The following is a 22,871-nucleotide window of genomic DNA, read 5'->3' as shown; positions in this document are numbered from 1 at the left end:
AGCAGGACCGGGCCGAACCGGTTGGAGGGGTGACGGTTCTTGCATCCCCATAAGTCACCTGTCAAGATGGTGATGTGAATCTTGACCATGTCTTCGTATGCGGGCACCCGGCTCTCGACTTCGCGGCCACGCTCCGGGCCCGACGCTCGACCCGGTTCGAGATGTTCGTGACGCCGGAGCGCCTGAACGCCTGGTACCTCGAGTCCGGGCTCGTGGACGCGATCACGCCGGGGAAGGAGGCCGACGTCCAGGAAGCCACCACCGTACGCGAAGCCGTCTACCGGCTCGTCACCGACCGCCGGCTCGGCGAGCAGTTCGACCGGGAGGCGCTCGCCGTGCTCAACGCGGCCGCGCGCAAGGCGCCCGCGACTCCGCAGCTCACCCTGGCAGGTCGGCACACCGACGCGACGCCCGAGCAGGCACTCGCGACCGTCGCCCGTCAGGCCGTCGAGCTGCTCAGCGGCCCCGACGTGCCCCTGATGAAGGAGTGCGGCAACCCCGAGTGCACCCGGGTCTACATCGACCGCTCACGGGGCATGCGGCGCCAGTGGTGCGGCATGGAGTCCTGCGGCAACAAGATCAAGGCCGCCGCGTACCGCGCCCGGAAGAAGTCCGCGCCGGCCACGGCCGGCCGCTGAGCTTCGGGCCGAAGAGTCACCCGAGCCCGGCGCACCGGTGGTGCGCCGGGCTCGAGGCGTTTCCGTGGACCGAGTGCGAGCGCGCACGAAACATGTGCCAAAAAGCCAGCCCTTCATGAGTCACCCTCTTACCAGGTGACGGGCGCGCGAGCCTTGCATTCACCTGTCTTCCACTCCGGGCACGAAAGGGACGAGACCCACACGTCGTCACAGGTCTTGACAGGAACGTGTCCGCCGCCACAGCCTATGGCAACGTTGTCAGAGCGGAGGGCGACCCCCGCAGTCGACGATCCGCACCATCCTCTCTCACCCGTTGTGATTGGACGACTACACATGGTCGAACAGGCGTGTCCGCGACACCCCTCCCGACGCACTCTCGTCGCGACCGGCTCGACGCTGCTGGCCGGGTTCGGCCTCGGCGCGGTCTTCGCACCGGCCGCCGAAGCCGCCCCCCGAACCGCCGACGCCACCGCCTCCGCCGCGCCGGGTGAGCTCGCCGCCTACCGCCCGGTCCGGGTCTCCTCGCAGGCCTACGCCCCGACTCCCGCCGAGTTCGCGGTGGACGCGCTCCCCGGACCGGGGGTCCGCGGCACCGGATGGCGGGCCGGGGCGGGCGACCCGCAGTGGATCGAGGTCGACCTGGAGGCGGCCTGCCGCGTCGACCGCGTACGGCTGACCTTCGAAGCCGACGCGAGCGACCCGGTGTTCACCCCTCCGACCGAGGGCAACCCCCGGTCGGGCACCACCGGCAAGGAGATACTCTCCAGCTACGCCAGGGAGTTCGTCGTCGAGACGTCCCGCGACCGCGAGTCCTGGAGCAGCGTCTACCGCACCACGGCCGGCACCGGCGGCGTCGTGGACATCCCCCTGTCGGTCCCCGTCACGGCACGCTGGGTACGGATGACGGCCCGCCGGCGATCCAGCGACAACCCGCTCGGCCTCAACGGCTTCGCGGTGTACGGCACCGCCCCGGGCCGGCGTCCCGAGGCCACCGGCTGGACCGACTGGGGCACCCACCAGCACGACGCGCCCCGGCTCACGGTCGCCGCCGACGGCACGGTGCCGCTGGAGTCGGGATGGACGCTCACCATGGACGACTGGGCGGACGGCGACGGCCCGGCCCTGTCGCGGACCGGCACGGACACCAGCCGCTGGCTGCCCGCGACCGTGCCCGGCACCGTCCTGGGCACCCTGGTCGACCAGGGCAAGTTGCCCGACCCGGTCGCGGGGCTGAACAACCTGCGCATCCCCGAGGCGCTGTCCCGTCACTCCTGGTGGTACCGGCGGGACTTCGACCTGCCCCGCGGCCTGCGCACCGGCAGCGGACGGCACGTCTGGCTGGAGTTCGACGGCGTCAACCACAAGGCCGAGATCTGGCTCAACGGACACGGAGTGGGCGAGGTGACGTTCCCCTTCGCCCGCTCCGCCCACGACATCACCGGCCTGCTGGCCGCCGAGGGCGGCAACGCGCTCGCCGTGCGCGTCTCCCCCATGCCGGTGCCCGGCAGCCCCGGTGACAAGGGCCCGGCGGGCGAGGCCTGGGTGGACGCCGGAGCCAACACGATGAACCTCAACTCGCCGACGTACCTCGCCTCTTCGGGATGGGACTGGATGCCCGCGGTCCGGGACCGGGCGGCCGGCATCTGGAACCACGTGCGGCTGAGATCGACCGGCCACATCGTCATCGGCGACCCACGGGTGGACACCGCGCTGCCCGAGCTGCCGGACCTGTCGGTCGCCGAGCTCACCGTGACGATCCCGGTGCGCAACGCCGACACGACGGACCACGAGGCCACCGTCTCCGCCGCGTTCGGCGACGTCCGCGTCTCGCGCACGGTCACCGTCCCGGCCGGGAAAGACATCGATGTCATCTTCACTCCCGACGCCTTCAACGCCCTGCGGCTGAAGAACCCCGACCTGTGGTGGCCGAACGGTCTGGGCGAGCCCACCCTGCACGAGCTGACCCTGACCGCCCGCACCGGCGGCGCCGAGAGCGACCGGCGCACCACCCGTTTCGGCATACGGCAGTTCGGCTACGAGTACGACACCCCGCTGAAGTTCACCCCGTCCTCCGACGCGTACACCCAGACAGTCCAGCTCGGCGACCAGCGCGCCCGGCACGTCCGGGTGCGCTGCCTGACCCGGGCCACCGACTGGGGCAGTTCCCTGTGGACCCTGTCGGTGTTCGACAGCGCACGCCCCGGCACCGACCTCGCCCTGCACGCCCCCGCCGAAGCCTCCACCACGGACGAGGACGGCCACGCGGCCGCCAACGCCACCGACGGCGACCCGAACACCCGCTGGTCCTCCGCCTTCGCCGACGACCAGTGGATCCGCGTCGACCTCGGCTCGGTGCAGTCCTTCGACCGGGTCGACCTCGTCTGGGAGCAGGCCTACGCACGGACCTTCGTCGTGCAGGTCTCCGCGGACGGCGACCAGTGGACGGACGCCGCGTCGGTGGACAACACGGCCGTGCCGCTGCCCTTCAACAGCGGTGACGCCAGCCTGCGGGTGACCGACTTCGAGGCCCGTACGGCCCGTTACGTCCGACTGTCCTGCGGCGTGCGCAACACCAGCTGGGGCAACTCCCTGTGGTCCCTCGCCGTCATCGACAGCGCCGAGCCGGGCACCGACCTGGCCCTGCACCGGGACGCGAGAGCCTCCAGCGAGGAGGACGGCCACCCGGCCGCCCACGCCACCGACGGCGCCCCCGGCACCCGCTGGTCCTCCGCCTACGAGGACAACCAGTGGCTCCAGGTCGACCTGGGCGCGAGCCGGCGCTTCGACCGGGTGGCCGTGGTCTGGGAGCAGGCGTACCCGAAGACGTACACCGTCCAGGTCTCCGACGACGGTGACACCTGGACCGATGTCACCACCGTCACCAACACCCCGGACCCGCTGAAGATCAGCGTCAACGGCGTCCGGGTGCTGGTGCGCGGCGGCAACTGGGGCTGGGACGAACTGCTGCGCCGGATGCCCGCCGAGCGGATGGACGCGGCGGTGCGCATGCACCGGGCCATGAACTTCACGATGATCCGCAACTGGGTCGGCAGCAGCAACCGCGAGGAGTTCTACGCCGCCTGCGACGCCCACGGCATCCTGGTGTGGAACGACTTCCCCAACGCCTGGGGCATGGACCCGCCGGACCACGAGGCGTTCGTGTCCACGGCCCGCGACACCGTGCTGCGCTACCGCATCCACCCGAGTGTGGCGGTGTGGTGCGGCGCCAACGAGGGCAACCCGCCGGCCGCGGTGGACGAGGGCATGCGCAAGGCGGTCCAGAGCCAGGTGCCCGGCGTGCTCTACCAGAACAACTCCGCCGGCGGCATCGTCACCGGCGGCGGCCCCTACGGCTATGTCGAGCCGGAGCGGTACTTCGACCCGTCGACGTACGGCAGCAAGGACTTCGGCTTCCACACCGAGATCGGCATGCCCGTCGTGTCCACCGCCGCCAGCACCCGCGCGATGGTCGGCGAGGACGGGCCCGAGTGGCCCATCGGGGGCGCCTGGTACCTCCACGACTGGAGCGAGCGCGGCAACCAGGCCCCGCAGAACTACAAGGCGGCCGTCGAGACCCGCCTCGGCACCGCCCGCGACCTGGACGACTTCACGCGCAAGGCGCAGTTCGTCAACTACGAGAACTTCCGCGCCATGTTCGAGGCGTGGAACGCCAACCTGTGGGACAACGCCAGCGGGTTGATGCTGTGGATGTCCCACCCGGCCTGGCACAGCACTGTCTGGCAGACGTACGACTACGACTTCGACGTCAACGGCGCCTACTTCGGCTGCCGGAACGCCTGCGAGCCCCTGCACGTCCAGGCCGACCCGGTGAAGTGGCAGGTCATCGCGGTCAACCACACCCGCCAGGTGCTCAAGGGGGCGACGGTCAGGGCGGAGACGTACGACCTGTCCGGCCGCCGGATCGCCGGCACGCGGACCGCACGGGTGGACGTGGAGCCCGCCGCCTCAGTCCCGGCGTTCACCGCGGCGCCCGCGGAGGACCTGCCGGATCTGCACCTGCTGCGGCTGACCCTCACGGACGGAGCCGGCAAGGTCCGCTCGCGCAACACCTACTGGCGCTGCCGCACCCCCGAGGCCCTGCGCGCCCTCAACCAGGCCCGGCAGGCCAAGCTGTCCGCCTCTCTCACGAAGGTGTCGGGTGACGGGGAGAGGCGTACGGCGACCGCCACGGTCCGCAACCGCGGGTCCGAGGTCGCGGCGATGGTCCGGCTCTCCCTGCTGGACGAGGACGGCACCCGGGTGCTGCCGACGCTCTACGACGACAACTACCTGTGGCTGCTGCCCGGTGAGAGCCGGACGGTCACCCTGTCGTGGCCCGCCTCCGCCCTGCCGTCGAACCGGCCGAGGTTGCGGGCGGAGGGATACAACACTCCCCCGGTCACGGCACGCGGCTGAGCCGACGGGCGGGCCCGGCCCTCCCACCCCTCCACGCGGGCGCCCTTCTCCAGGGCGCCCGCCTTCGTTTTCCCGTCGACCGGTCGGGGCGGCTGCCCGAGACACATCAGGGTGACATGTGAACCGGATGTGAAAGGGAGGGCGGGCTGCGGGGGATCGCCTCGGCGGCGGTTCTGCGACACACTTACCGGGCAGTACAAACGAAGGGCGAACCACCTGGCGGTGACACTTGTCCCACGGGCACCTGGAGCGTGGGTACGATGCGCAACGTCATTCAATCGAGGGAGTGAACGGTTGTGACCAGCCAATCCGCCGCCACGCTCCGATCGCGGTACGTAGCACAAGCCGCATCGGACCTGGAGGAGAACCGTCGGCGACAGAAGGAGCTGGAGGACAGGCTCGCCGTCCTGAAGCAGGAGGAGGGCCTCCTCACGGACATCCTCAACCTGGCCGAGCGGTACGAGGGTTTCGCGGACGCGAACCGTCTGCCCGAGCAGGTGCAGGACGAGCCGGCCGTCACGAAGACGCATCAGAAGCCGGCCCGGTCCTCGGCACGACGTTCCGCGCCGACCAAGTCCCCCAAGGCCACCGCCCCTGCGAAGGCCAGTGCGAAGGGGAAGTCGCCGCAGCCGCTGCTCGGTGACCTGTTGTCGGAGCTCCTCGGTCAGTACGAGGAGCCGCGGCCGGCGAAGGAGTTGCGGGAGGAACTCCTGGAGAAGCACCCGGACCGCAACCCCACCCCGCAGGTGGTGCGCAACACCCTCGAGTCCCTGGTCGCCAAGGGCCGTATCCGGCGCCACAAGCACGAGCGGTCCGTCATGTACACCCTGGTCGAGAAGGACGCCGGCTGACACCGGCGACGGTCGATCGGCCGACGGGTGCTCCTGGAGGTCCACCAGGACGGCGGACTCCCAGGACTCCCGGCACACATGTGCGGCCGCCAGACCCGGTACGTGCGCGGCGTCGGCGCGCAGCAGGACGGGGCGCAGCAGGGCCTTGCTGGGTTCGCAGGCCCAGTAGGAACATTCGCCGCCGGCCAGTTCGCTCTCCACGAGCACGGTGCTCAGTCCTGCGGCGCTGGTGCGGTCCGCGACGTTCTCGCCGACGAGGCCCGCGCCAATCACTATGACGTCGTAGGTGTGGGTGTTCTCGGTCGGCATGTGTCCTCCGGTGGCCGCTTGCCGGTGGGAAGGGGCGGACGGACTCAGCGGCCGGGGGCGCGCTCGGTGACCTCCTGCAGGAACCACTCGTTGCCGTCGAGGTCCTTGAAGGCGGCGAAGGTTCCGTAGCTGGCCCGTTCGGGGTGCGTGCCGGGCACGCGGTGGGTGTCGCCGGCGTGGTGGAAGGCGCCGGTCTCGTCGCGGAACGGGCCGGAGACCTCCACACCGCGTGCGGTCAGCTCCTTCTGGGCGTCGAGGATGTCGGTGACGGTCAGTTGGAGGCCGTGGAGCGTGCCCGCCTCCTGCTGGGTGAGGCCCTCGCCGAAGATGACGGAGCACTCGGAGCCGGGCGGGGTGACCTGGACGATCCGGTACCCGTCGTTGATCGGGAAGTCGGCGTCGAGGCGCCAGCCGAGCTGTTCCACGTAGAAGCCCTTGGCCCGGTCCACGTCGGAGACGGGCAGGATGACGACTTCGAGCTTCATGTCCATGGCTGTGATCTCGCTTTCGATGGTTGTTCTTCGCGTCGTTCGCCGGTCCGGCGCCGGGTCACAGGAAGTCGAGGGCGGACGGACCGTGTCCGGCGAGGGCCGCACTCTCCGCCCAGTTCCACACCTGTGTGTCGGTCGGCCGGTCCTGGCTCTCGGGTGTCGCCGCGCGCCGGGGCCGCCGTTGGTCGGTGGCACGTGCGCGATCCGGGCGGGGGCGGACGGTGATCCGTACGGGTGTGTGCGTCGTGGCGGCCATGTCCTGCCCTCGCTCCTCGGTCGGTGGTGGGGTTCGGAAGGGGGGTGCGGGTCCCGCGCAGGGGACACGGGACCCGCGGTCGGGGGGCCGCTCAGGCGGCGGAGGCGGCGATGGTGACGGGGATGTTGTCGCGCGTGGCCTTGGAGTACGGGCAGATCTGGTGCGCGGCCTCGGCGAGCTCCTGTGCGGTGGCCTGGTCGACGCCGCCGAGGACGGGGCTGAGGACCGCGGAGAGGGAGAACTCGCCGTCGTCGCCGTGGGTGAGCGTGATCTCGGCGGTGATGGTCGTTCTGGTGAGCCGGATCTTGCGGGTGGTGGCCGCTCGGCGCAGGGCGCCGAGGAAGCACGCGGCCCAGCCCGCGGCCAGGAGCTGCTCGGGGTTGGTCGCGGTGCCGGCGCCGCCGAGTTCCTTGGGGAGGGCTAGGGAAGTCTCCAGCAGACCGTCGGAGGAGCGGACGTGGCCGCCGTTCCGGCCTTCTCCGTCGACGTCGACAACGGCGGTGTAGCTGACTGCCATGGCTGATGCTCCCCAGCTGGGTCGAAGTGGTCGTGACGCCTCCGGCCTGCACACTTTCCATGTCACCGGTTGAAGCGGTGACGTAATCATGGCAGCCATCACGTCACCAGTCAAGTTGGTGACGAATGACGAAACGCACTCCGGGACACATATCGAGCGCTCGGCATATTCGATAAAGTCACACTTCATCGAATGTCCTAGACTCCGCACATGCGTATCCTCTTCTCGAGCACTCCGCAGCACGGGCACCTGCTGCCGGAGCTGCCCCTCGCCCGCGCCTTCCGTGACCGCGGCGACGAAGTCGCCGTGATCACCTCGGCGTCCTTCGGGCCCCTGTTCGCCGCCGAAGGCATCACCCTGCTCCCCGTCGGCCCCGAAATCCCCGAACTCCTCATGGAGGCGGCCCGGCTGGCCGGTGTGGACGACCCGACGGTGCCCGACCCCGCGGTGGCCGCCGAACTGTTCGCCGGAGCGCGGATCGACCTCACCGCGGACGCGGCCATCGCCGCGGCGCGCGAGTTCGGTCCGGATCTGATCGTCGCCGAGGCCACCGACTATGTGGGCCCGCTCGTTGCGGCCGCCCTCCAAGTCCCCTACGCCAAGCTCGCGTTCGGCCCGCCGATCCCAGCCCAGTTCACCGACGTCTTCGACGCCGTGGCCGAGCGCCGCTACAAGGAACGGGGCCTGACCGCCCCTCAGCCCACCTGGTACCTGGATCCGTGCCCCGAAGCACTCCGCGGCCCGGACTGGCAGGCACCCGAGGGCCGTCTTGCGCTGCGCCCGGAGGCCCACCGCGGCCCCGGCACACCGGACACGGCCGCCGCGGACTCGTCCGGCGCCGGCACCCGGCCCAAGGTGCTGCTCTCCTTCGGCACGCACTTTGCCGCACCCGAGGTCCTGCGCCCGATCGTGGACGCCCTGTCCGCCAAGGCGGATCTGGTGGTGACCCTCGGCCTGACCGCCGCGGCCTCGGACTACGGCGACGGGTTCGACCAGGTCGAATTCGTCGGCTTCACTCCGCTGGCCGAACTGCTGGGCGGCATCGACCTGGTGGTCACCCACGGCGGAGCGGGCACCACCCTGGGCACGCTCTCGCGCGGCCTGCCGATGGTGGTCGTACCGCAGGGAGCCGACCAGTTCCTCCAGGCGGGCGCCGTCGCGGGCTCGCGCACCGGCGTCGCCGTGATGCCACCCGCCGGGGCGGAGGCCGTCGCGGCAGCGGTGGACGAGGTGCTCGGCAACACGGAGTACCGGGACAACGCGCGCCGTGCGGCCGAGCAGATCGCGGCGATGCCCTCACCCGATGAGGTCGCCGCGCAACTGGTAGGCCTTCTCGGCTGACCTCTGTCCCTGCTGTCGACCCGGCACGGCGGAGGAAACTCCCGCCGTGCCGCGGGGCGGTACCGGCACCACGCGCACCACGGTGGCGCCGCGACCGCCCCGGCAGGTCTCCGTCAGCGGTCGTCCGGCCCCGGGAGCAGAGCGGCGGCGGCCTGCTCCGCGAGCCAGCGCTCCGTCTCGTCCCAGGACCAGTTGCGCTCTGCCACGAACAAGCGCCAGGACGGCAGCCCGAAGAGGAACCACAGCATGTCGGTGGCCCGCTCATGACTCAGTCCGGGACGCAGCGCCCCCAGCTCCGCCAGACGTTCCGCGAGCACCCCGAGGGCCTGCCGGTAGGCGGCGGCGACCCGGTGGAGCTCCTCCTCGACTCCTCGTTCCACGGCGGCGGCGGTGATCATGACCTGGACGATGTCCAGATGGCGTTCGTTGTCCAGGCGCACCCCGTGGGCCAAGGCCTTGATCGCCGCCCTGGCGTCGGACGCGGAGCGCACCTTGTCCAGGGTCTGTTCGACGACCGGGTCGTCCACCCCACGGTTTATCAGAATGCTCAGGATGGCGGCCTTGCCACCGGTGCTGGCGTACACCGTGGGCACCGCAGTTCCGGCGTTTCTCGCGATGTCGCTGATCGTGACCCTGGCGTATCCGTGCTCGACGAAGAGGCGCAGAGCCGCATCGAGAATCGCCGCCCGTGTCTCCGCGGCGGCCTCCGCCCGTCTGTCGTTGCGGTAGGGCCGCCGGCCGCTGGTCCGTGCGCTCATGCTGTCCTCTCCGGGCGCGACGGACATGTCTCCTCCGTCCGCCCTGTCCATGATGCCCTGGCAGGCCGGAGCCGGATCGACGGGTGGCGGCACGCCTCTAACGGGCGCAGCCCATGTGATCCACGCCACGTGTTCGGAGCGCATAGCGGCGCGGGGTCCAGTGCCTTTGATGGAGAGGGAAGAGCACATGTTGGCGGCAGAGGACAGGGGGCGGCTCTGATGGGGCGGTTGCGGACCGATGAGTTCGACCGGTTCGTGGCGGTCCGGTGGTCGGCGCTGCACCATCTGGCTCGGCTGCTCACGGGAGGCGACCGGCACCGGGCGGAGGACCTGCTCCAGGAGGCGCTGGTCAAGCTGTGGTTCGCCTGGCCGAGGGTGGCCGAACAGGCGCCCGAGGCGTATGTGCGACGGGTGCTGGTGCGCGCCGCGGCACGGTCCGCGCGGCGGCGCTGGTGGGGCGAACAGCCGGTGGCCGAGATGCCCGACCCGCCCGGGGTGGGCGACGAGTCCGCCGTAGTGGACGAACGAACGCGTCTGGAGGCCGTGTTGGCGCTGCTGCCGGCCCGGCAGCGGGCCGCGGTGGTGCTGCGGTACTACCAGGACCTGCCCGAGCAGCAGGTGGCGCGGCTGCTGGGGTGCCCGGTGGGGACGGCCCGTTCGCTGACGTCCCGAGGGGTCGCGCGGCTGCGGCGGCTGATGGCCGAGCCGGTGGAGCCGCTCGACTCGGTCGAGTCCGTCGCGCCAGTGGAGCCGGTCAAGTCCGTCGAGCCAGTCGAGTCCGTCGAGTCGGTCGCGCCGGTCGCGCCGGTCGAGTGACAAGAAGGAGCCATGGATCACTTCGAGCAGGAACTGGCACGCATGATGCGTGACGGTCGCAGGGACACGCCCTACGAGGAACGGCACCGGACCCGGCTGCGGGCCGGAGTCCGTGCCCGGCAGCGGGCGCGGCGGGTCTGGATGGCCACCGGATCGGCGCTGACCCTCGCCGGGGCCGGTGTCGGACTCCTGTTCCTGACGGGCGCGTTCGCTCAGGGCGTGTCCAACAGCCCGCAGCCCCGCCCGGTCACCTCCGCGGAGTCGGTCCCGACGCCCTCGGCGGTCCGGTCCGGCGCCACCGCCGAGGGTGTTCCGGTGCCGACACGTATCTCCGACACGCCCCGTGTGGCCACATGGTCGGATCCGACGCGCTGATGCCGGTGATACGTGAGAACACGTCCCCGTCGGTCGACGGGCCCGCGGTGCCGGGGAGCGGCGAGCCGGGTTCCTGGGAGCGACGGCTGCGGCGCTTCGGTCACGTCGCAGCTCCCCGCCCGTCCCTGCGCGACCGTCTGGTGGTGCCGTTCCCCGAACCGAGCCCGCGGCCGTGGCGGATCCTCGGTCTGCCCCCGCGGTCGGCGGCCCGCCTGGCGCGCTGGTCGGCGTGGGGCGGACCGCTGCTGGTGGCGCTCTTCGCCGGGGTGCTGCGCTTCTGGCGGCTGGGCGATCCCCGGGCCGTGGTGTTCGACGAGACGTACTACGCCAAGGACGCCTGGGCCATGCTGCGGCTCGGCTACGAGGGCACCTGGCCGGACCGGAAGATCGCCGACCCGCAGATCCTGGCCCACCCTCAGCTCATCCCCCTCTCCGACGGCGGGGTCTTCGTCGCGCATCCACCGACGGGCAAGTGGGTGATCGCCGCGGGTGAGTGGATGTTCGGCCTCACGCCGTTCGGCTGGCGTTTCATGACGGCGGTGCTCGGCACGCTGTCGGTGCTGATGCTCTGCCGTACCGGCCGCCGGCTGTTCCGTTCGACGCTGCTGGGGTGTCTGGCGGGGCTGCTGCTGGCGATGGACGGGCTGCAGTTGGTGATGAGCCGTGTCGCACTGCTCGATCTCGTCGTGTCGTTCTTCGTGCTGGCGGCGTTCGGATGCCTGCTCATCGACCGGGACGCCGCGCGGGCCCGGCTCGCGGCGGCGTTGCCCGTCGGCGAGGACGGCCGGGTACGCCCGCACGGGCCCACCGGTGACCGCGCGGGCACGGGAGTACGCCCCTGGCGGCTCGCGGCCGGTGTCTTCCTCGGGCTCGCGGCCTCGACCAAGTGGAACGGCCTCTACTTCCTCGCCTTCTTCGTCGTCCTGACGCTGCTGTGGGACGTCGGTGCCCGGCGCGTGGCGGGGGCGTACCGACCCTTTCGCGCGGTGCTCCGCCGGGACGCCGGGTGGTCGCTGATGTCTCTCGTACCGGTCGCCGTCGTGACGTATGCGGCGACCTGGACGGGCTGGTTCCTGTCCGACGACGGTTACGGGCGGCACTGGGCGGACGGGCGCGGCGGCCCCTGGGCGTGGATCCCGGCACCGCTGCGGAGCCTGTGGCACTACGAGCACGCGGTGTACGTGTTCAACGTGGGGCTGCACTCACCCCACAAGTACGAATCGAGCCCCTGGAGTTGGCTGGTCCTGGGCCGCCCGGTGCTGTTCCACTACGAGTCGCCCGAGCCAGGGGTGGACGGGTGCCGTACGACCGTCGACTGTTCGCAGACGATCCTCGCGCTCGGCACGCCGGCGCTGTGGTGGTCCGCGTGTGGTGCGCTCGGCTATCTGCTCTACCGGTGGGCCCTGCGTCGCGACTGGCGTGCCGGAGCCGTCCTGTGCGGCGTGGGAGCCGGCTACCTGCCCTGGTTCCTCTACCAGGACCGGACCGTCTTCTCCTTCTACGCCGTCGTGTTCGTGCCCTACCTGTGTCTGGCCGTGGCGATGACGCTGGGCGCCCTCCTGGGTCCGCCGGGCGCGACGGGCAGACGGCGCGTCCAGGGTGCGGTGGCCGTGGGCGCGGTGGTGCTGCTGATCGCCTGGAACTTCGTCTACTTCTTCCCGATCTACACCGGGCAGACGATCCCGTACGCCGACTGGCACGCCAGGATGTGGCTCGACACCTGGATATGACTCTCTAGTTCACCGAGCACGGGTACGCCCGCGCCGGGGTGCGGCAGATCGCCGAGCGGGCGAGGGTCACGGCGACGATGCTCAACCGCTGCTTCGGCTCGAAGGATCGGCTGTTCGCCCAGGCCGTCGAACGTGCTTCCGCGCCGCCGACGGTGGTCCGCGACCGGCTGCCGGGTCTGGCGGACTCTGTCGCCCGCACACTGGCCGAGCGCACGGGGCCGGGCGCCGAACAGCTCGACCGGTTCCTGTTGTTGCTGCAGTCGGCGGCGGACCCGGAAGCGGTGGACATCGTCCGGCAGGGCATCGAGACCCATGTGGGAGTCCGGCTGGCCGGTCTGCTCGACAGTTCCGACGCGGAGGTGCGGGCACAACTGGGGCTGGCGGTGACCGCCGGTACGTGGTTGCTGCGCACCGTCATCGGCACCACCGCGCTCGCCTCGGCCGACAACGACCAACTGGCGGACATCCTGGCCGACATGCTCCGTCCGGTCACCCGGACCTCCGGCCTGCCACAGCCTCCCTCGGCCGGCCCGGACGGCGCCGACGGGTAGCCGTCCGCGTCCGGTCCCGGGACGGGTTCAGAACGCGGAGCGGATGAGGCCGCCGCCCACGCGGATGGTGGCTCCGCTGACGTACTGGGCGTAGTCGCTGCACAGACACGCCACGGCCGCGGCGATCTCGTCGGGCCGGCCGCAGCGTTCCTGGTCGTTGGGGATCAGGGCGTTGACGGCGTTCGGCTGGGTCTCCTTGTTTTCCTTGGGTTCTCGGGCCGTGACGGACACCTGGGAGCCCTCGAGGTCGGACATCCTGCGATCCAGGTCTACAGCCCCAGGTCGAGGGCGAGGCAGGAGTAGTACTTCCACGAACCTTCGGGGTCGTACGATCCGTTCGCCCCGCCGGCCGGGGCGGCCTCGACCGCTTCGGTCATGTCCTCGACGCGTATGCGCTCGGGAAGCTTGCCGAACCGCGCATGCCGTACCGCCGCTTCGGCGGCTTCCGTGTTGAGCCCCTTGTTCATGACCGTGCTCCACTTCGTCGACCGTGGACGGCGTCCTGGTTGTCGTCCGGACGACTCTCAGCATGATTCCCCATGCGTCACCTGTCAAGCAGGTGACGATAGTCAGGTGAGTGACCACGGGGTCGGCGTACGGTTCCGGGTCAGACCGTGACGGTCTTGTACTCCGTGTAGGTGCCGAGGCCGACCGCGCCGTACTCGCGGCCGATGCCGCTGGCCTTGAACCCGCCGAACGGGCCGTCGAAGGCGATGGACGCCCCGTTGACCGTGACGGTGCCGGTGCGGACGCGGCGGGCCACCTCCAGGGCGTGGGCCTCGTCGGCGGACCAGACTCCCCCGGACAGGCCGTACTCGGAGTCGTTGGCGATGCGGACCGCCTCGTCCTCGTCGTCGTAGGCGATGACCACCAGGACCGGGCCGAAGATCTCCTCCTGTGCGATCCGCATGGAGTTGTCGACGTCGGCGAAGACGGTCGGGGTGACGTAATTGCCCTTTTCCAGGCCCTCGGGGACGTGCGGCCCGCCGGTGACCAGACGGGCACCCTCGTCGATGCCGAGCTGGATGTAGTTGCGCACCCGCTCCTGCTGGTCGGGGCGGATCATCGGGCCGATGAAGGTGTCGGGGTCGTTCGGGTCGCCGACCTTCAGGGACTCGACCAGTTCCTTGAGCCCGGCCACGACCTCCTCGTACCGGCTGCGCGGAGCCAGGATGCGGGTCTGGGCGATGCAGGACTCTCCGTTGTTGAGGAGGGAGCCGAACTTCACTCCCGCGACCGCCTTGGCGATGTCGGCGTCGGGCAGGATGATCGCGGCGGACTTGCCGCCCAGCTCCAGACTCACCCGCTTGAGTTGCTCGCCGGCGATCGCGGCGATGCGGCGGCCGGCCCGGGTGGAGCCGGTGAAGGCGATCTTGTCGACGTCCTGGTGCGAGACCAGGTACTCGCTGGTCTCCCGGTCCGCGGACAGGACACTGATCACACCCTCGGGCAGACCCACCTGCTCGAGAAGTTCGGCCAGGAAACCCATGCTCAGCGAGTTCTCCGGGGATACCTTCAGGACCACCGAGTTGCCCGCGAGGAGCGACGGGATGATCTTCGAAGTGGCCGAGGAGAAGGGCGAGTTCCAGGGGATGACGGCGGCCACGACGCCGATCGCCTCGCGGCGCACCACGCTGCGCACCGGGGACGCCGGGTCGGAGGGTACGAGCGTCTCCTCCCACGCGAACTCCTCCGCCGCCTTCAGGTAGGCGTTCGCCTGCCGAGTCAGGCCCGGCTGGCCCGCGCGGGTGAACCAGCCCGCCGAGCCGTTCTCCAGGGAGATCAGGTGGGCGATCTTCTCGGCGTTCTCCTCCCGCAGGGTGTTGAACCGCCGCAGGGTGGCGATGCGTTCGGCGGGCGGGGTCAGGCGCCACTCGCCCTTCTCGAAGGAGGCCCGTGCCGCGGCGACCGCACGGTCGATGTCCGCCGGCTGCGCCTGGGCGGCGCGGCCGATCACCGACCGGTCGTGCGGGGAGGCGATGTCGAGCAGCTCCGGGTTGCTCGGCTCGACCCAGGCGCCCCCGATGAACAGTCGGTCATAGGTGATCATGTGCGTTCTCTCTTCCGGTGCAGTCATGGACCGCTTTCTAATTGCCACTTTAATGTAGCACTTCTATTGGTTAAGTTCTCATAAGAGTGCAGCGGAGGGATCGATCATCTACACCATCGGTACTCTTGCGGGATGAGAGCTGATGCGGTGCGCAATCTGGAAGCCGTCCTGACCACCGGGGCACGCATGCTCGCCGCCGACCCCGGCACCAGCATCGCGAGCATCGCCACCGCAGCAGGCGTCGACCGACGCACCGTCTACCGACGCTTCGCCTCCCGCGAAGAACTCCTCGCGGCCATCTACGACGCCCGCCTCACCGCCATCGAACACGCCATCCAGGACGCCCGACTCCGCGAAGCACCCGTCACCGTCGCCCTGCACCGCTACGTCGAGAACATCATCACCGTCAACCGCACCTGGCCCGTCGACCTCACCCGCATGCTCACCGACGAGGCGATCCGGCAGCGCCGCAACACCTGCATCGCCGAGGTCGACGCCTTCCTGCGGCGGGCGGCCGACGAGGGCCTGCTGCGCCGGGACCGGCCACAGGGCTGGGCGGGGCCACTGCTGCCCGAGCTGGTGCACTTGGCGGCACATCGGCTCGCCCACCTGAGTCCGGGGCAGGCGGCGGACGTCGCGGTCGACACCTACCTTCGCGGGCTCGGCGGCACAGCGGGCCCTCCGGGCGACCGCGTGTGACCACCGAGCCTTCTCGTCACCTGTTTGACAGGTGACGCGCGCTATGCGAGGGTCGTCACGCCGCGGGCTCGGCGAGCACGGGCCGGTCATCTCGAACCCACCACGGAGGACTTCACATGATCAACAGGCGTACTTTCGGCAAGGCGGTCGGTCTGGGCACCGGCGCGGCCGCGGTCTCCCTGGCCGGGCTTCAAACCCAGGCGTCAGCCGCAACCGCCTCGCAGCGGCCGAGCGGCGCCGCCGTTCCCACGGTGCCGGCCGTCGCGCCCGGCGCCCACACCGAGTTCAGCACGCTGAAGCACGTCAAGGCGGGAGTCCTGGACATCGGTTACGCCGAGGCCGGCCCCGCGCACGGCCCGGTCGTCGTCCTCCTGCACGGGTGGCCGTACGACATCCACAGCTTCGTCGACGTCGCCCCGCTCCTGGCCGACCTGGGCTACCGGGTCCTCGTCCCGTACCTGCGCGGCCACGGCAGCACCCGCTTCCTGTCCCGCCACACCCCCCGCACCGCCGAGCAGTCCGCGATCGCGCTGGACATCATCGCGTTCATGGATGCCCTGAAGATCGACAAGGCTGTCCTCGCGGGCTTCGACTGGGGGTCGCGGACCGCCGACATCATCGCCGCCCTGTGGCCCGAGCGCGTCAAGTCCCTCGTCTCGACCAGCGGTTACCTCATCACCAACCGCAAGGCGCAGTTGGAGCCCGCGATCCCGGCCGTGGAGCACAACTGGTGGTACCAGTGGTACTTCGCCACCGACCGGGGCGTGCAGGCTATGGAGGACGTCGACCAGCGCCTCGCGCTGTGCCGCTACGTGTGGACCCTCGTCTCCCCGAACTGGAACTTCTCCGACGCCACCTTCGCGCGCACCGCCGAGGCCTTCAGGAACCCCGACTACGCCGCGATCGTCCTCTACAACTACCGCTGGCGCATCAGCCTGATCGAGGGCGACCGGCGCTACGACCGCTACGAGCGCCGACTGGCGGCCCAGCCCCCCATCGGCGTCCCCACCGTCACTCTCGACGCGGCCCTGGACCCGTTCACGGCGCCGGGCGACGGCACCTCGTACCGGAGCCACTTCACCGGCCCCTACCTGCACCGGACGATCGCGGACATCGGTCACGACCTGCCGCAGGAGGCGCCCACCGCCTTCGCCCAGGCCGTGGTGGACGCCGACCACCTCTGAGTCCCAGCCACCGACAGCAGCACAACCTCAGCCAACATCACCGTCCTGACAGGTGACGATCTACGCCGTCAGTACCAAAACCGAGAAGCATTCCTGAGAGGGGTCATGTCGTGGTGAGTATCAAGGGTGGACGCAAGCGACTGATGACTGGCGCGGTCGCGACGGCCACGGCGGGGCTCGCGCTCGGCGCGTTCGCCCTCAGCGGCACCGCCAACGGCGCGACCGCGAACGCCGAAGCAGCCAACACCAGCGCCGGCAAGCACTCCAAACCCACCGTCGTCCTGGAGCACGGCGCCTTCGCCGACGGCTCCAGCTGGAACGGCGTCATCGCCGACCTGCGCGCGGACGGCTACCCTGTCGTCGCCGCCGCCAACCCGCTGCGCGGCCCGGCCTCCGACGCCGCCGCCCTGCGCACCGTCCTCGACCACGTCAAGGGCCCGAAGATCGTCGTCGGCCACTCCTACGGAGGCAACGTCATCAGCGAGGCCGCCACCGACGACCCCGAGGTCAAGGCCCTGGTCTACGTGGCCGCCTTCCTGCCCGCCCCCGGCGAGAGCGCCCTGGAGCTCACGAACAAGTACCCGGGCTCCACCCTCCCCGGCACCCTGGACCCGGTCACCTACCAGCAGGCCGACGGCACCACCGCCACCGACCTGTACATCCAGCAGGACAAGTTCCACCACCAGTTCGCCGCCGACGTGCCCGCCAACGAGGCCGCCCTGATGGCCGCCGAGCAGCGTCCCATCGCCCAGGCCGCCCTGGAGGAGAAGACCACCACCGCGGCCTGGAAGACCATCCCCAGCTGGGACATCGTCACCACTGAAGATCTCAACATCCCCCCGGCCGTGCAACGCTTCATGGCCCAGCGCGCCCACGCGCACACCACCGAGATCGCCGCCTCCCACTCGGTCGCCGTCTCCCACCCGCACCTGGTGGCCGACGTGATCGAGCGCGCGGCCCGCGCCACCGTCCGCTGACACCCCCGGAGGGCGGAGGGACCGAACGGAGTCCCGCCGCCCTCGGCCGTTTCCCGATCCCATCGACACATCGCCCTGGTGTGTGACCCCCAGGAGAATCGACGACATGAGCGCACATCACGACCCACATGCCCTTGGTGCTTATCTGCGGGCCCGCCGGGCACAACTGGCCCCCCAGCAGTGCGGCCTGCCCGCCACCGACTCCCCACGCCGGGTCACCGGACTGCGCCGCGAAGAAGTCGCCGCACTCGCCGCCATCAGCGTCGACTACTACACCCGCCTCGAACAGGGCCGCGTCCGCGCCTCCACCACCGTCCTGACCACCCTCGCCCACGCCCTGCGCCTGGACCAGGACCAGGAGCGCTACCTGTACGAACTCGCCGGCCGCACCGACGACCGCCCACGACACCGCCGACAACCGCAACACCTACGCCCCGCCATGCGCCGCCTCCTCGACCAACTCACCCACACCCCCGCCCTCGCCCTCGGCAAACACCTCGACATCCTCGCCTGGAACCCCACCGCCACCGCCCTCTACACCGACTTCGCCGCCGTACCGGCCCACCACCGCAACTACCTGCGTCTCATGTTCACCGACCCCGCTGTCCGGGGGCTGCACAAGGAGTGGGCCCACGACGCGCGGGACGCGGTGGCCGCCCTGCGCATGGAGGCCGCGGCCGACCCCACCGACCCGGAACTCGCCCGCCTGGTCGGCGACCTGACCATCCAGGACGCCGACTTCCGCACCTGGTGGGCCCAGCAGCGCGTCAACAGCGCGACGTACGGCACCAAGCACTACCGCCACCCCCTGGTCGGCGACCTCACCCTGGACTGCGACACCTGGGCCGCCGGCGACGGCTCCGGACAACGCCTGATGGTCCTCACCGCCGAACCCGGCAGCTCCTCCCACGACGCCCTGCGCATCCTCGCCTCCTGGACCGCCAGGCAGACGGAACCGGACTCCGCGCGACACACATCCCGGTAGGCTCCGCCCGGCACCCTGGATCCTCCTCCCTCGTGGTCCTGGGGAAGCTCGTGTTCCTGGGGAAGCTCGTGCCCCCGGGGAAGTGGGGAAGAGGTGAGCATGCTCGCGTACGACGTCCTGGGCAGCGGACCCGGTCTGGTCCTGTTGGCCGGAATCGGGGGCACCGCGGCGGACACCTGGGAGCTGTTACTGACAGAACTGGCGGTCGAGCACACGGTCGTGCCGATCGACCTCCCGGGGTCGGGTCGCAGCCCCCTGCCCGAGGGCCCGCTGCGGGTCGATGCCGTGGCCGACCAGGTGGTGGCCACCGCGCGCGAGGCCGGGCTGACGGAGTTCGTGATCGCCGGGACCTCGCTGGGCGCGGCCGTCGCCGTAGCCGTCGCGGCCCGCCATCCCCGCCCGGTGCGCGGCTTGTTCACCCTCTGCGGATTCGCCCGGCCCCGCACCACACTCTGGCTCGGCCTGGAGATGTGGGCGTCGGTGCTGGTACGCGGCGACGCCGAGCTGAACGCCTTCCTCGCCTCGCTGTCCTTCTCCCGGTCCTATCTCGCCGCGCACACCTCGCAGGCGGCCCGGCGGCTGACCGTCCGACTGGCGGGATCCGCACCCGGTGTCTCCCAGCAGATCGCCTTCGCCCTGGGCGTCGACCTGCGCGGCGATCTCGCCGCCGTCACCGCTCCCACCCTGGTCGTCGCGGCCACGGGGGACCAGTTGGTGGCCCCGGAGCACTCGGTCGAACTCGCCGACGGGATACCCGGCGCACGGCTGGCCGCGGTCAAGGGCGGGCACGCGGCGACCTTCGAGGAACCGGAACGGACGCTGGAGCTCCTCACCGGTTTCCTCCACGACCTCCACCCACGACCCCACCCCGCGCCCTCCCCCACCGCCCCCGACGGCCGGCCGCCGGGACCGGGTTCCCGGCGGAGCGTCCCGGCTCCCCGCCGCCCCCATGAACGATGACCACGTCACCGGCCGGGATGCGCAGGGGGCTCCGGTTCCCGTACCACCCGCTCCAACAACTGCGCGGCGCCTGCCAGTTCGCCCCCCCCCCCAGAGGATCTCGCGCAGCCGGACCGGCGTGAACCGGCCGTCTCCGGCACAGGTCACCAGAAGGCGGGCAGCCTGCGCTCCAGCGGCCCCGGGGCCCAGACACCCCGGTCGAGGTCCTCGGTGAGGGCGACATGTGTCGCATGTGTGGCTGTGGCGGGTCGGTGCGGCCAACAGGAGTGCGTCCGGTCGGCACGCTTCCTCGACATGCTCCTGCGGGTGCCGGACTCGTGCACCTGTCTGCGGCACTGGACCGCCACCAGCGCGGCGGCGGCCGGCCCGCCTCAGCCCTTGAGCGCGTAGAAGTGCATCGGGGAGTTCGGCTCGAAACCGATCCGCGGATACACCGGTGCCCCGGCGACGGTCGCGTGCAGGGTCGCCCGGGTGAGGCCGGTGGCACGGGCACCCTCGTACAGCGCCTTTCGCGTGACCGCCTCCCCGTAGCCGCGGCGCTGCTGGCCGGGGTCGGTGGCGACGAGGACGACGAAGAGCCTGCCCTGGGCCTCGACGGTGGCGGCGCAGGCGACCGGTGTGCCGTCCCGCAGGGCCAGGTAGGCGTACACCTCCTGCTTCCACAGGCTGGAGCCCGCCAGTCCGTCGCGGCCGTCGTCGAGGGGGAAGCCGTAGGCCCGCGAGTTCAGGTCCGCGTAAGCCAGCAGGTGTTGGTCGGTGGTGACCCGTTCGAACGTCAGCTCCGGGTGGCGGGGTTCGGGGATGGGGAGCAGGTCGCCTGCCATGCCGGTACCGGGGAAGGCGTGGGCGAGGCCCGCGCGCTCCGCTGCCTCGTCCAGTGCGGCGCGGGCGTCGTCGGCGAGCAGGTCCTCGAACAACCACAGGAAGCCCGGTTGCCGTTTTGACCGCATGATGTCCGCCGCCTGCCGCAGCCGCTTCTCCAGGAGCGTGGCGTCGGCCCCGGTCTTGGTCAGGGTGATCGCGTTCCAGAAGGCGAAGCGGCAGTCGGCCCAGCGGACGGCGACGCCCGGCATATCCCGTACGTCCGCCTCCCCGTTCCGGTCGAGCACCATGGCCCGCCAGACCGTGCGGAGCTGTGCCACGGACTCGATGGCGGCGGTCAGGTTCGTCACGGCAGTCCCTCATCTCGTCATCTGCTGTGGAATGTTCTGTGCCGGGTACGACGATCTTCGCCGTCCGGGGTGCGACGACACCACCGTTCACGTCACTCCAGCGATTGCATGGGCGCACGGAGTCGGGTGCCGGTGTCGGCCGGTCGAGGGCACGGTGGTCAGGCGGCCCGGACGGGATCCTCGGCGGGGCCGGCCGCGGGCGCGGGCTCGGAGGGGTCGGTAGTCGCGGAGGGGTCGGTAGTCGCGGTCTCGCCGCTCTCGCGTGCCGGCTTCAGGAACAGGGCGAGGACGATCCCGACGGCGAGGGCGGGCGCGATCCATAGGTAGCCGCCGGCCGTGGCGTGGGCGAAGGCGTCCAGTGCGGTGTCGCGCAGGGTGCCGGGGAGGCGGCCGATGGTGTCGGGGCGGGTGGCGTCGAAGCCGCCCGCGGTCGGCAGGCCGCTCGTACGATCGGCGAAGCCGGTGTTGAGGAGGGTACCGAAGACGGCGACTCCGAAGGCCGCGCCGATCGAGCGGGCGAAGGTGACGACGGCGCTGGCGGCGCCGAGGTCGGTGGCGGGCACGCTGTTCTGGACGGTGGTCAGCACGACCATGGGCACCATGCCGATGCCGATACCGGTGATCAGGAAGTAGACGCTCAGCACGAGGGTGTCGGTGGCCGCCCCGATGGTGCCGAGCAGCACAAGTCCGGCGAGGTTGGCGACCAGACCCGCGAGCAGGATCGTCCGCAGCCGCTCGACGTGTGCGGCCCAGCGTCCGGCCAGGGACTGGCTCACGACGAGTCCGGCGACCAGGGGCAGCATGTGGATGCCGGAGAGGGTGGCCGAGACGCCGTGGACGATCTGGAGGTAGGTCGGCAGGTAGACCAGTACGGAGAACATCGCGGCGTTGGCGAAGAAGGCGATCAGCGAGGAGAACACCACGGTCCGGGAGGCGAACATGGCCGGGGGCAGGACCGGGGCGGCGGCGCGGCGCTCGACCGGCACCAGCGCCACGGCCAGCGCGACCGTTGCGGCGATCAGACCGACGATGGCCGGTGAACCCCAGCCCCAGCGCTCCCCGAAGGACGTGACGAGGACCAGGCCGGTGGCGATGGCGGCCAGCACGGTGGCGCCGAGGTAGTCGATGCGGGCCCGGGTGCCCCGGGTGGCGGCGGGCAGGGCCCGCGCGGCGATGGCCAGGGCGACGATGCCGACCGGCAGGTTCACCAGGAACGCCCACCGCCAGGACAGCTGGTCGGTGAAGACGCCGCCCAGCAGGGGGCCGACGATGCTGGCGACGCCGTAGACCGAGCCGAACATGCCCTGGTAGCGGCCGCGTTCGCTCGGGGCGACGATGTCGCCGACGAGGGCGAAGGTCAGCACGATCATGCCGCCGCCGCCCACGCCCTGCAGGACGCGGGCACCGACCAGTTCGGGCAGGTTCTGTGCCAGGCCGCAGGCCACGGAGGCGATGAGGAAGACCGAGGTCGAGGCCAGGTACAGCCTCTTGCGGCCGAACATGTCTCCGAGCTTGCCCCACAGAGGCGTGACCGCGGTCGACGCGAGCAGGTAGGCGGCGCTGACCCACGCGATGTCGTCGAAGCCGTTGAGGTCCTCGGCTATCCGGGGCAGCGCGGTCGAGACGATCGTCTGGTCCAGTGCGGCGAGGAGGACCGCCAGGACCAGCGCGCTCATCGCGGCGGCGACACCGCCCGCCTTGGGTGAGGAGGAGTTGTCTGCCTTCGACATCAGCAGGTGCCTTTCCAGAAGACTCAATGACCTGGCACTACCAGGCCTATCTGTCACTAGAATGT

The 22,871-nt window shown here is 70.9% G+C and carries 21 protein-coding genes and 3 pseudogenes; 14 read left to right on the top strand and 10 right to left on the bottom strand.

The window, feature by feature from the left end; all coding sequences use genetic code 11:
- Positions 1–74: 74 nt before the first annotated feature.
- The 3 genes from M2163_RS43350 to M2163_RS43340 all read left to right on the top strand — a co-directional run bounded on the left by M2163_RS43350 (position 75) and on the right by M2163_RS43340 (position 5,905).
- Positions 75–638, top strand: coding sequence for a CGNR zinc finger domain-containing protein (locus tag M2163_RS43350; protein WP_280847371.1), 564 nt, complete (start codon positions 75–77; stop codon positions 636–638).
- A gap of 333 nt (positions 639–971) precedes the next feature.
- Positions 972–5,054 carry a discoidin domain-containing protein gene (locus M2163_RS43345; RefSeq protein ID WP_280896799.1) on the top strand — a complete coding sequence of 1,361 codons (4,083 nt, stop codon included), beginning with the start codon at positions 972–974 and terminating at the stop codon, positions 5,052–5,054.
- Between the two features lie 296 nt (positions 5,055–5,350).
- Positions 5,351–5,905 (top strand): hypothetical protein, encoded by a 555-nt coding sequence (locus M2163_RS43340; RefSeq protein WP_280896798.1) that lies wholly within the window; start codon positions 5,351–5,353, stop codon positions 5,903–5,905.
- Positions 5,906–5,986: 81 nt separating this feature from the next.
- Here the strand turns inward: M2163_RS43340 and M2163_RS43335 are convergent.
- From M2163_RS43335 to M2163_RS43320, 4 genes and pseudogenes are all read right to left on the bottom strand, one after another.
- A pseudogene (locus tag M2163_RS43335) lies at positions 5,987–6,214 on the bottom strand (FAD-dependent oxidoreductase); the annotation flags it as partial.
- 44 nt (positions 6,215–6,258) lie between these two features.
- On the bottom strand, positions 6,259–6,705 hold the full coding sequence (locus M2163_RS43330) for a VOC family protein (RefSeq protein WP_280847374.1): 447 nt from the start codon (positions 6,703–6,705) through the stop codon (positions 6,259–6,261).
- 58 nt (positions 6,706–6,763) lie between these two features.
- Positions 6,764–6,961 (bottom strand): hypothetical protein, encoded by a 198-nt coding sequence (locus M2163_RS43325; RefSeq protein ID WP_280896797.1) that lies wholly within the window; start codon positions 6,959–6,961, stop codon positions 6,764–6,766.
- Positions 6,962–7,052: 91 nt separating this feature from the next.
- A complete protein-coding gene (locus tag M2163_RS43320) occupies positions 7,053–7,478 on the bottom strand; it encodes an organic hydroperoxide resistance protein (RefSeq protein WP_280896796.1) in 426 nt (141 codons plus the stop codon).
- A 210-nt stretch (positions 7,479–7,688) separates the two neighbouring features.
- On the opposite strand from M2163_RS43320, the gene M2163_RS43315 reads away from it, so the two are divergent.
- Positions 7,689–8,819, top strand: coding sequence for a glycosyltransferase (locus M2163_RS43315; protein ID WP_280896795.1), 1,131 nt, complete (start codon positions 7,689–7,691; stop codon positions 8,817–8,819).
- 113 nt (positions 8,820–8,932) lie between these two features.
- Here M2163_RS43315 and M2163_RS43310 read toward each other — a convergent pair whose 3' ends face one another.
- Positions 8,933–9,604: a TetR/AcrR family transcriptional regulator gene (locus M2163_RS43310; protein WP_280896794.1), complete on the bottom strand. Its 672-nt coding sequence runs from the start codon at positions 9,602–9,604 to the stop codon at positions 8,933–8,935.
- Between the two features lie 192 nt (positions 9,605–9,796).
- Between M2163_RS43310 and M2163_RS43305 the strand changes: the two are divergent.
- The 5 genes and pseudogenes from M2163_RS43305 to M2163_RS43285 all read left to right on the top strand — a co-directional run.
- Positions 9,797–10,297: pseudogene (locus tag M2163_RS43305) on the top strand (SigE family RNA polymerase sigma factor); the annotation flags it as partial.
- A gap of 108 nt (positions 10,298–10,405) precedes the next feature.
- Entirely contained in the window at positions 10,406–10,768 is a 363-nt protein-coding gene (locus M2163_RS43300) for a hypothetical protein (RefSeq protein ID WP_280896793.1), read from the top strand.
- On the top strand, positions 10,747–12,498 hold the full coding sequence (locus M2163_RS43295; protein WP_280896792.1) for a phospholipid carrier-dependent glycosyltransferase: 1,752 nt from the start codon (positions 10,747–10,749) through the stop codon (positions 12,496–12,498). The genes M2163_RS43300 and M2163_RS43295 overlap by 22 nt, the downstream gene beginning before the upstream one ends.
- Before the next feature lie 20 nt (positions 12,499–12,518).
- A pseudogene (locus M2163_RS43290) lies at positions 12,519–12,608 on the top strand (TetR family transcriptional regulator); the annotation flags it as partial.
- 42 nt (positions 12,609–12,650) lie between these two features.
- On the top strand, positions 12,651–13,049 hold the full coding sequence (locus M2163_RS43285; RefSeq protein WP_280897409.1) for a hypothetical protein: 399 nt from the start codon (positions 12,651–12,653) through the stop codon (positions 13,047–13,049).
- Positions 13,050–13,076: 27 nt separating this feature from the next.
- Here the strand turns inward: M2163_RS43285 and M2163_RS43280 are convergent, their stop codons facing one another.
- The 3 genes from M2163_RS43280 to M2163_RS43270 form a co-directional block, all read right to left on the bottom strand.
- Positions 13,077–13,304 carry an SDR family oxidoreductase gene (locus M2163_RS43280; protein WP_280896791.1) on the bottom strand — a complete coding sequence of 76 codons (228 nt, stop codon included), beginning with the start codon at positions 13,302–13,304 and terminating at the stop codon, positions 13,077–13,079.
- A 14-nt stretch (positions 13,305–13,318) separates the two neighbouring features.
- Positions 13,319–13,516, bottom strand: coding sequence for a hypothetical protein (locus tag M2163_RS43275; protein ID WP_280847383.1), 198 nt, complete (start codon positions 13,514–13,516; stop codon positions 13,319–13,321).
- Between the two features lie 140 nt (positions 13,517–13,656).
- The gene (locus tag M2163_RS43270) at positions 13,657–15,099 is read right to left on the bottom strand and encodes an aldehyde dehydrogenase (protein WP_280896790.1); all 1,443 of its coding nucleotides are present in this window, start codon (positions 15,097–15,099) and stop codon (positions 13,657–13,659) included.
- 186 nt (positions 15,100–15,285) lie between these two features.
- On the opposite strand from M2163_RS43270, the gene M2163_RS43265 reads away from it, so the two are divergent.
- The 5 genes from M2163_RS43265 (at position 15,286) to M2163_RS43245 (ending at position 19,904) form a co-directional block, all read left to right on the top strand.
- A complete protein-coding gene (locus M2163_RS43265; RefSeq protein ID WP_280897408.1) occupies positions 15,286–15,798 on the top strand; it encodes a TetR/AcrR family transcriptional regulator in 513 nt (170 codons plus the stop codon).
- 116 nt (positions 15,799–15,914) lie between these two features.
- Positions 15,915–16,982 carry an alpha/beta hydrolase gene (locus M2163_RS43260; RefSeq protein WP_280896789.1) on the top strand — a complete coding sequence of 356 codons (1,068 nt, stop codon included), beginning with the start codon at positions 15,915–15,917 and terminating at the stop codon, positions 16,980–16,982.
- A gap of 143 nt (positions 16,983–17,125) precedes the next feature.
- Positions 17,126–17,959 (top strand): alpha/beta hydrolase, encoded by an 834-nt coding sequence (locus M2163_RS43255; protein WP_280896788.1) that lies wholly within the window; start codon positions 17,126–17,128, stop codon positions 17,957–17,959.
- A 106-nt stretch (positions 17,960–18,065) separates the two neighbouring features.
- Positions 18,066–18,944, top strand: coding sequence for a helix-turn-helix transcriptional regulator (locus M2163_RS43250; protein ID WP_280896787.1), 879 nt, complete (start codon positions 18,066–18,068; stop codon positions 18,942–18,944).
- A 99-nt stretch (positions 18,945–19,043) separates the two neighbouring features.
- Positions 19,044–19,904: an alpha/beta fold hydrolase gene (locus M2163_RS43245; protein WP_280896786.1), complete on the top strand. Its 861-nt coding sequence runs from the start codon at positions 19,044–19,046 to the stop codon at positions 19,902–19,904.
- A gap of 371 nt (positions 19,905–20,275) precedes the next feature.
- Here the strand turns inward: M2163_RS43245 and M2163_RS43240 are convergent, their stop codons facing one another.
- Both M2163_RS43240 and M2163_RS43235 read right to left on the bottom strand, forming a co-directional pair.
- Positions 20,276–21,076 (bottom strand): GNAT family N-acetyltransferase, encoded by an 801-nt coding sequence (locus M2163_RS43240; RefSeq protein ID WP_280896785.1) that lies wholly within the window; start codon positions 21,074–21,076, stop codon positions 20,276–20,278.
- 158 nt (positions 21,077–21,234) lie between these two features.
- Positions 21,235–22,806 (bottom strand): MDR family MFS transporter, encoded by a 1,572-nt coding sequence (locus M2163_RS43235; RefSeq protein WP_280896784.1) that lies wholly within the window; start codon positions 22,804–22,806, stop codon positions 21,235–21,237.
- Positions 22,807–22,871: the final 65 nt, after the last annotated feature.

This window comes from Streptomyces sp. SAI-135 (genome assembly GCF_029893805.1).
In the GTDB taxonomy this organism is placed as follows: domain Bacteria; phylum Actinomycetota; class Actinomycetes; order Streptomycetales; family Streptomycetaceae; genus Streptomyces.
This window is presented reverse-complemented; position numbering and strand designations above follow the sequence as displayed.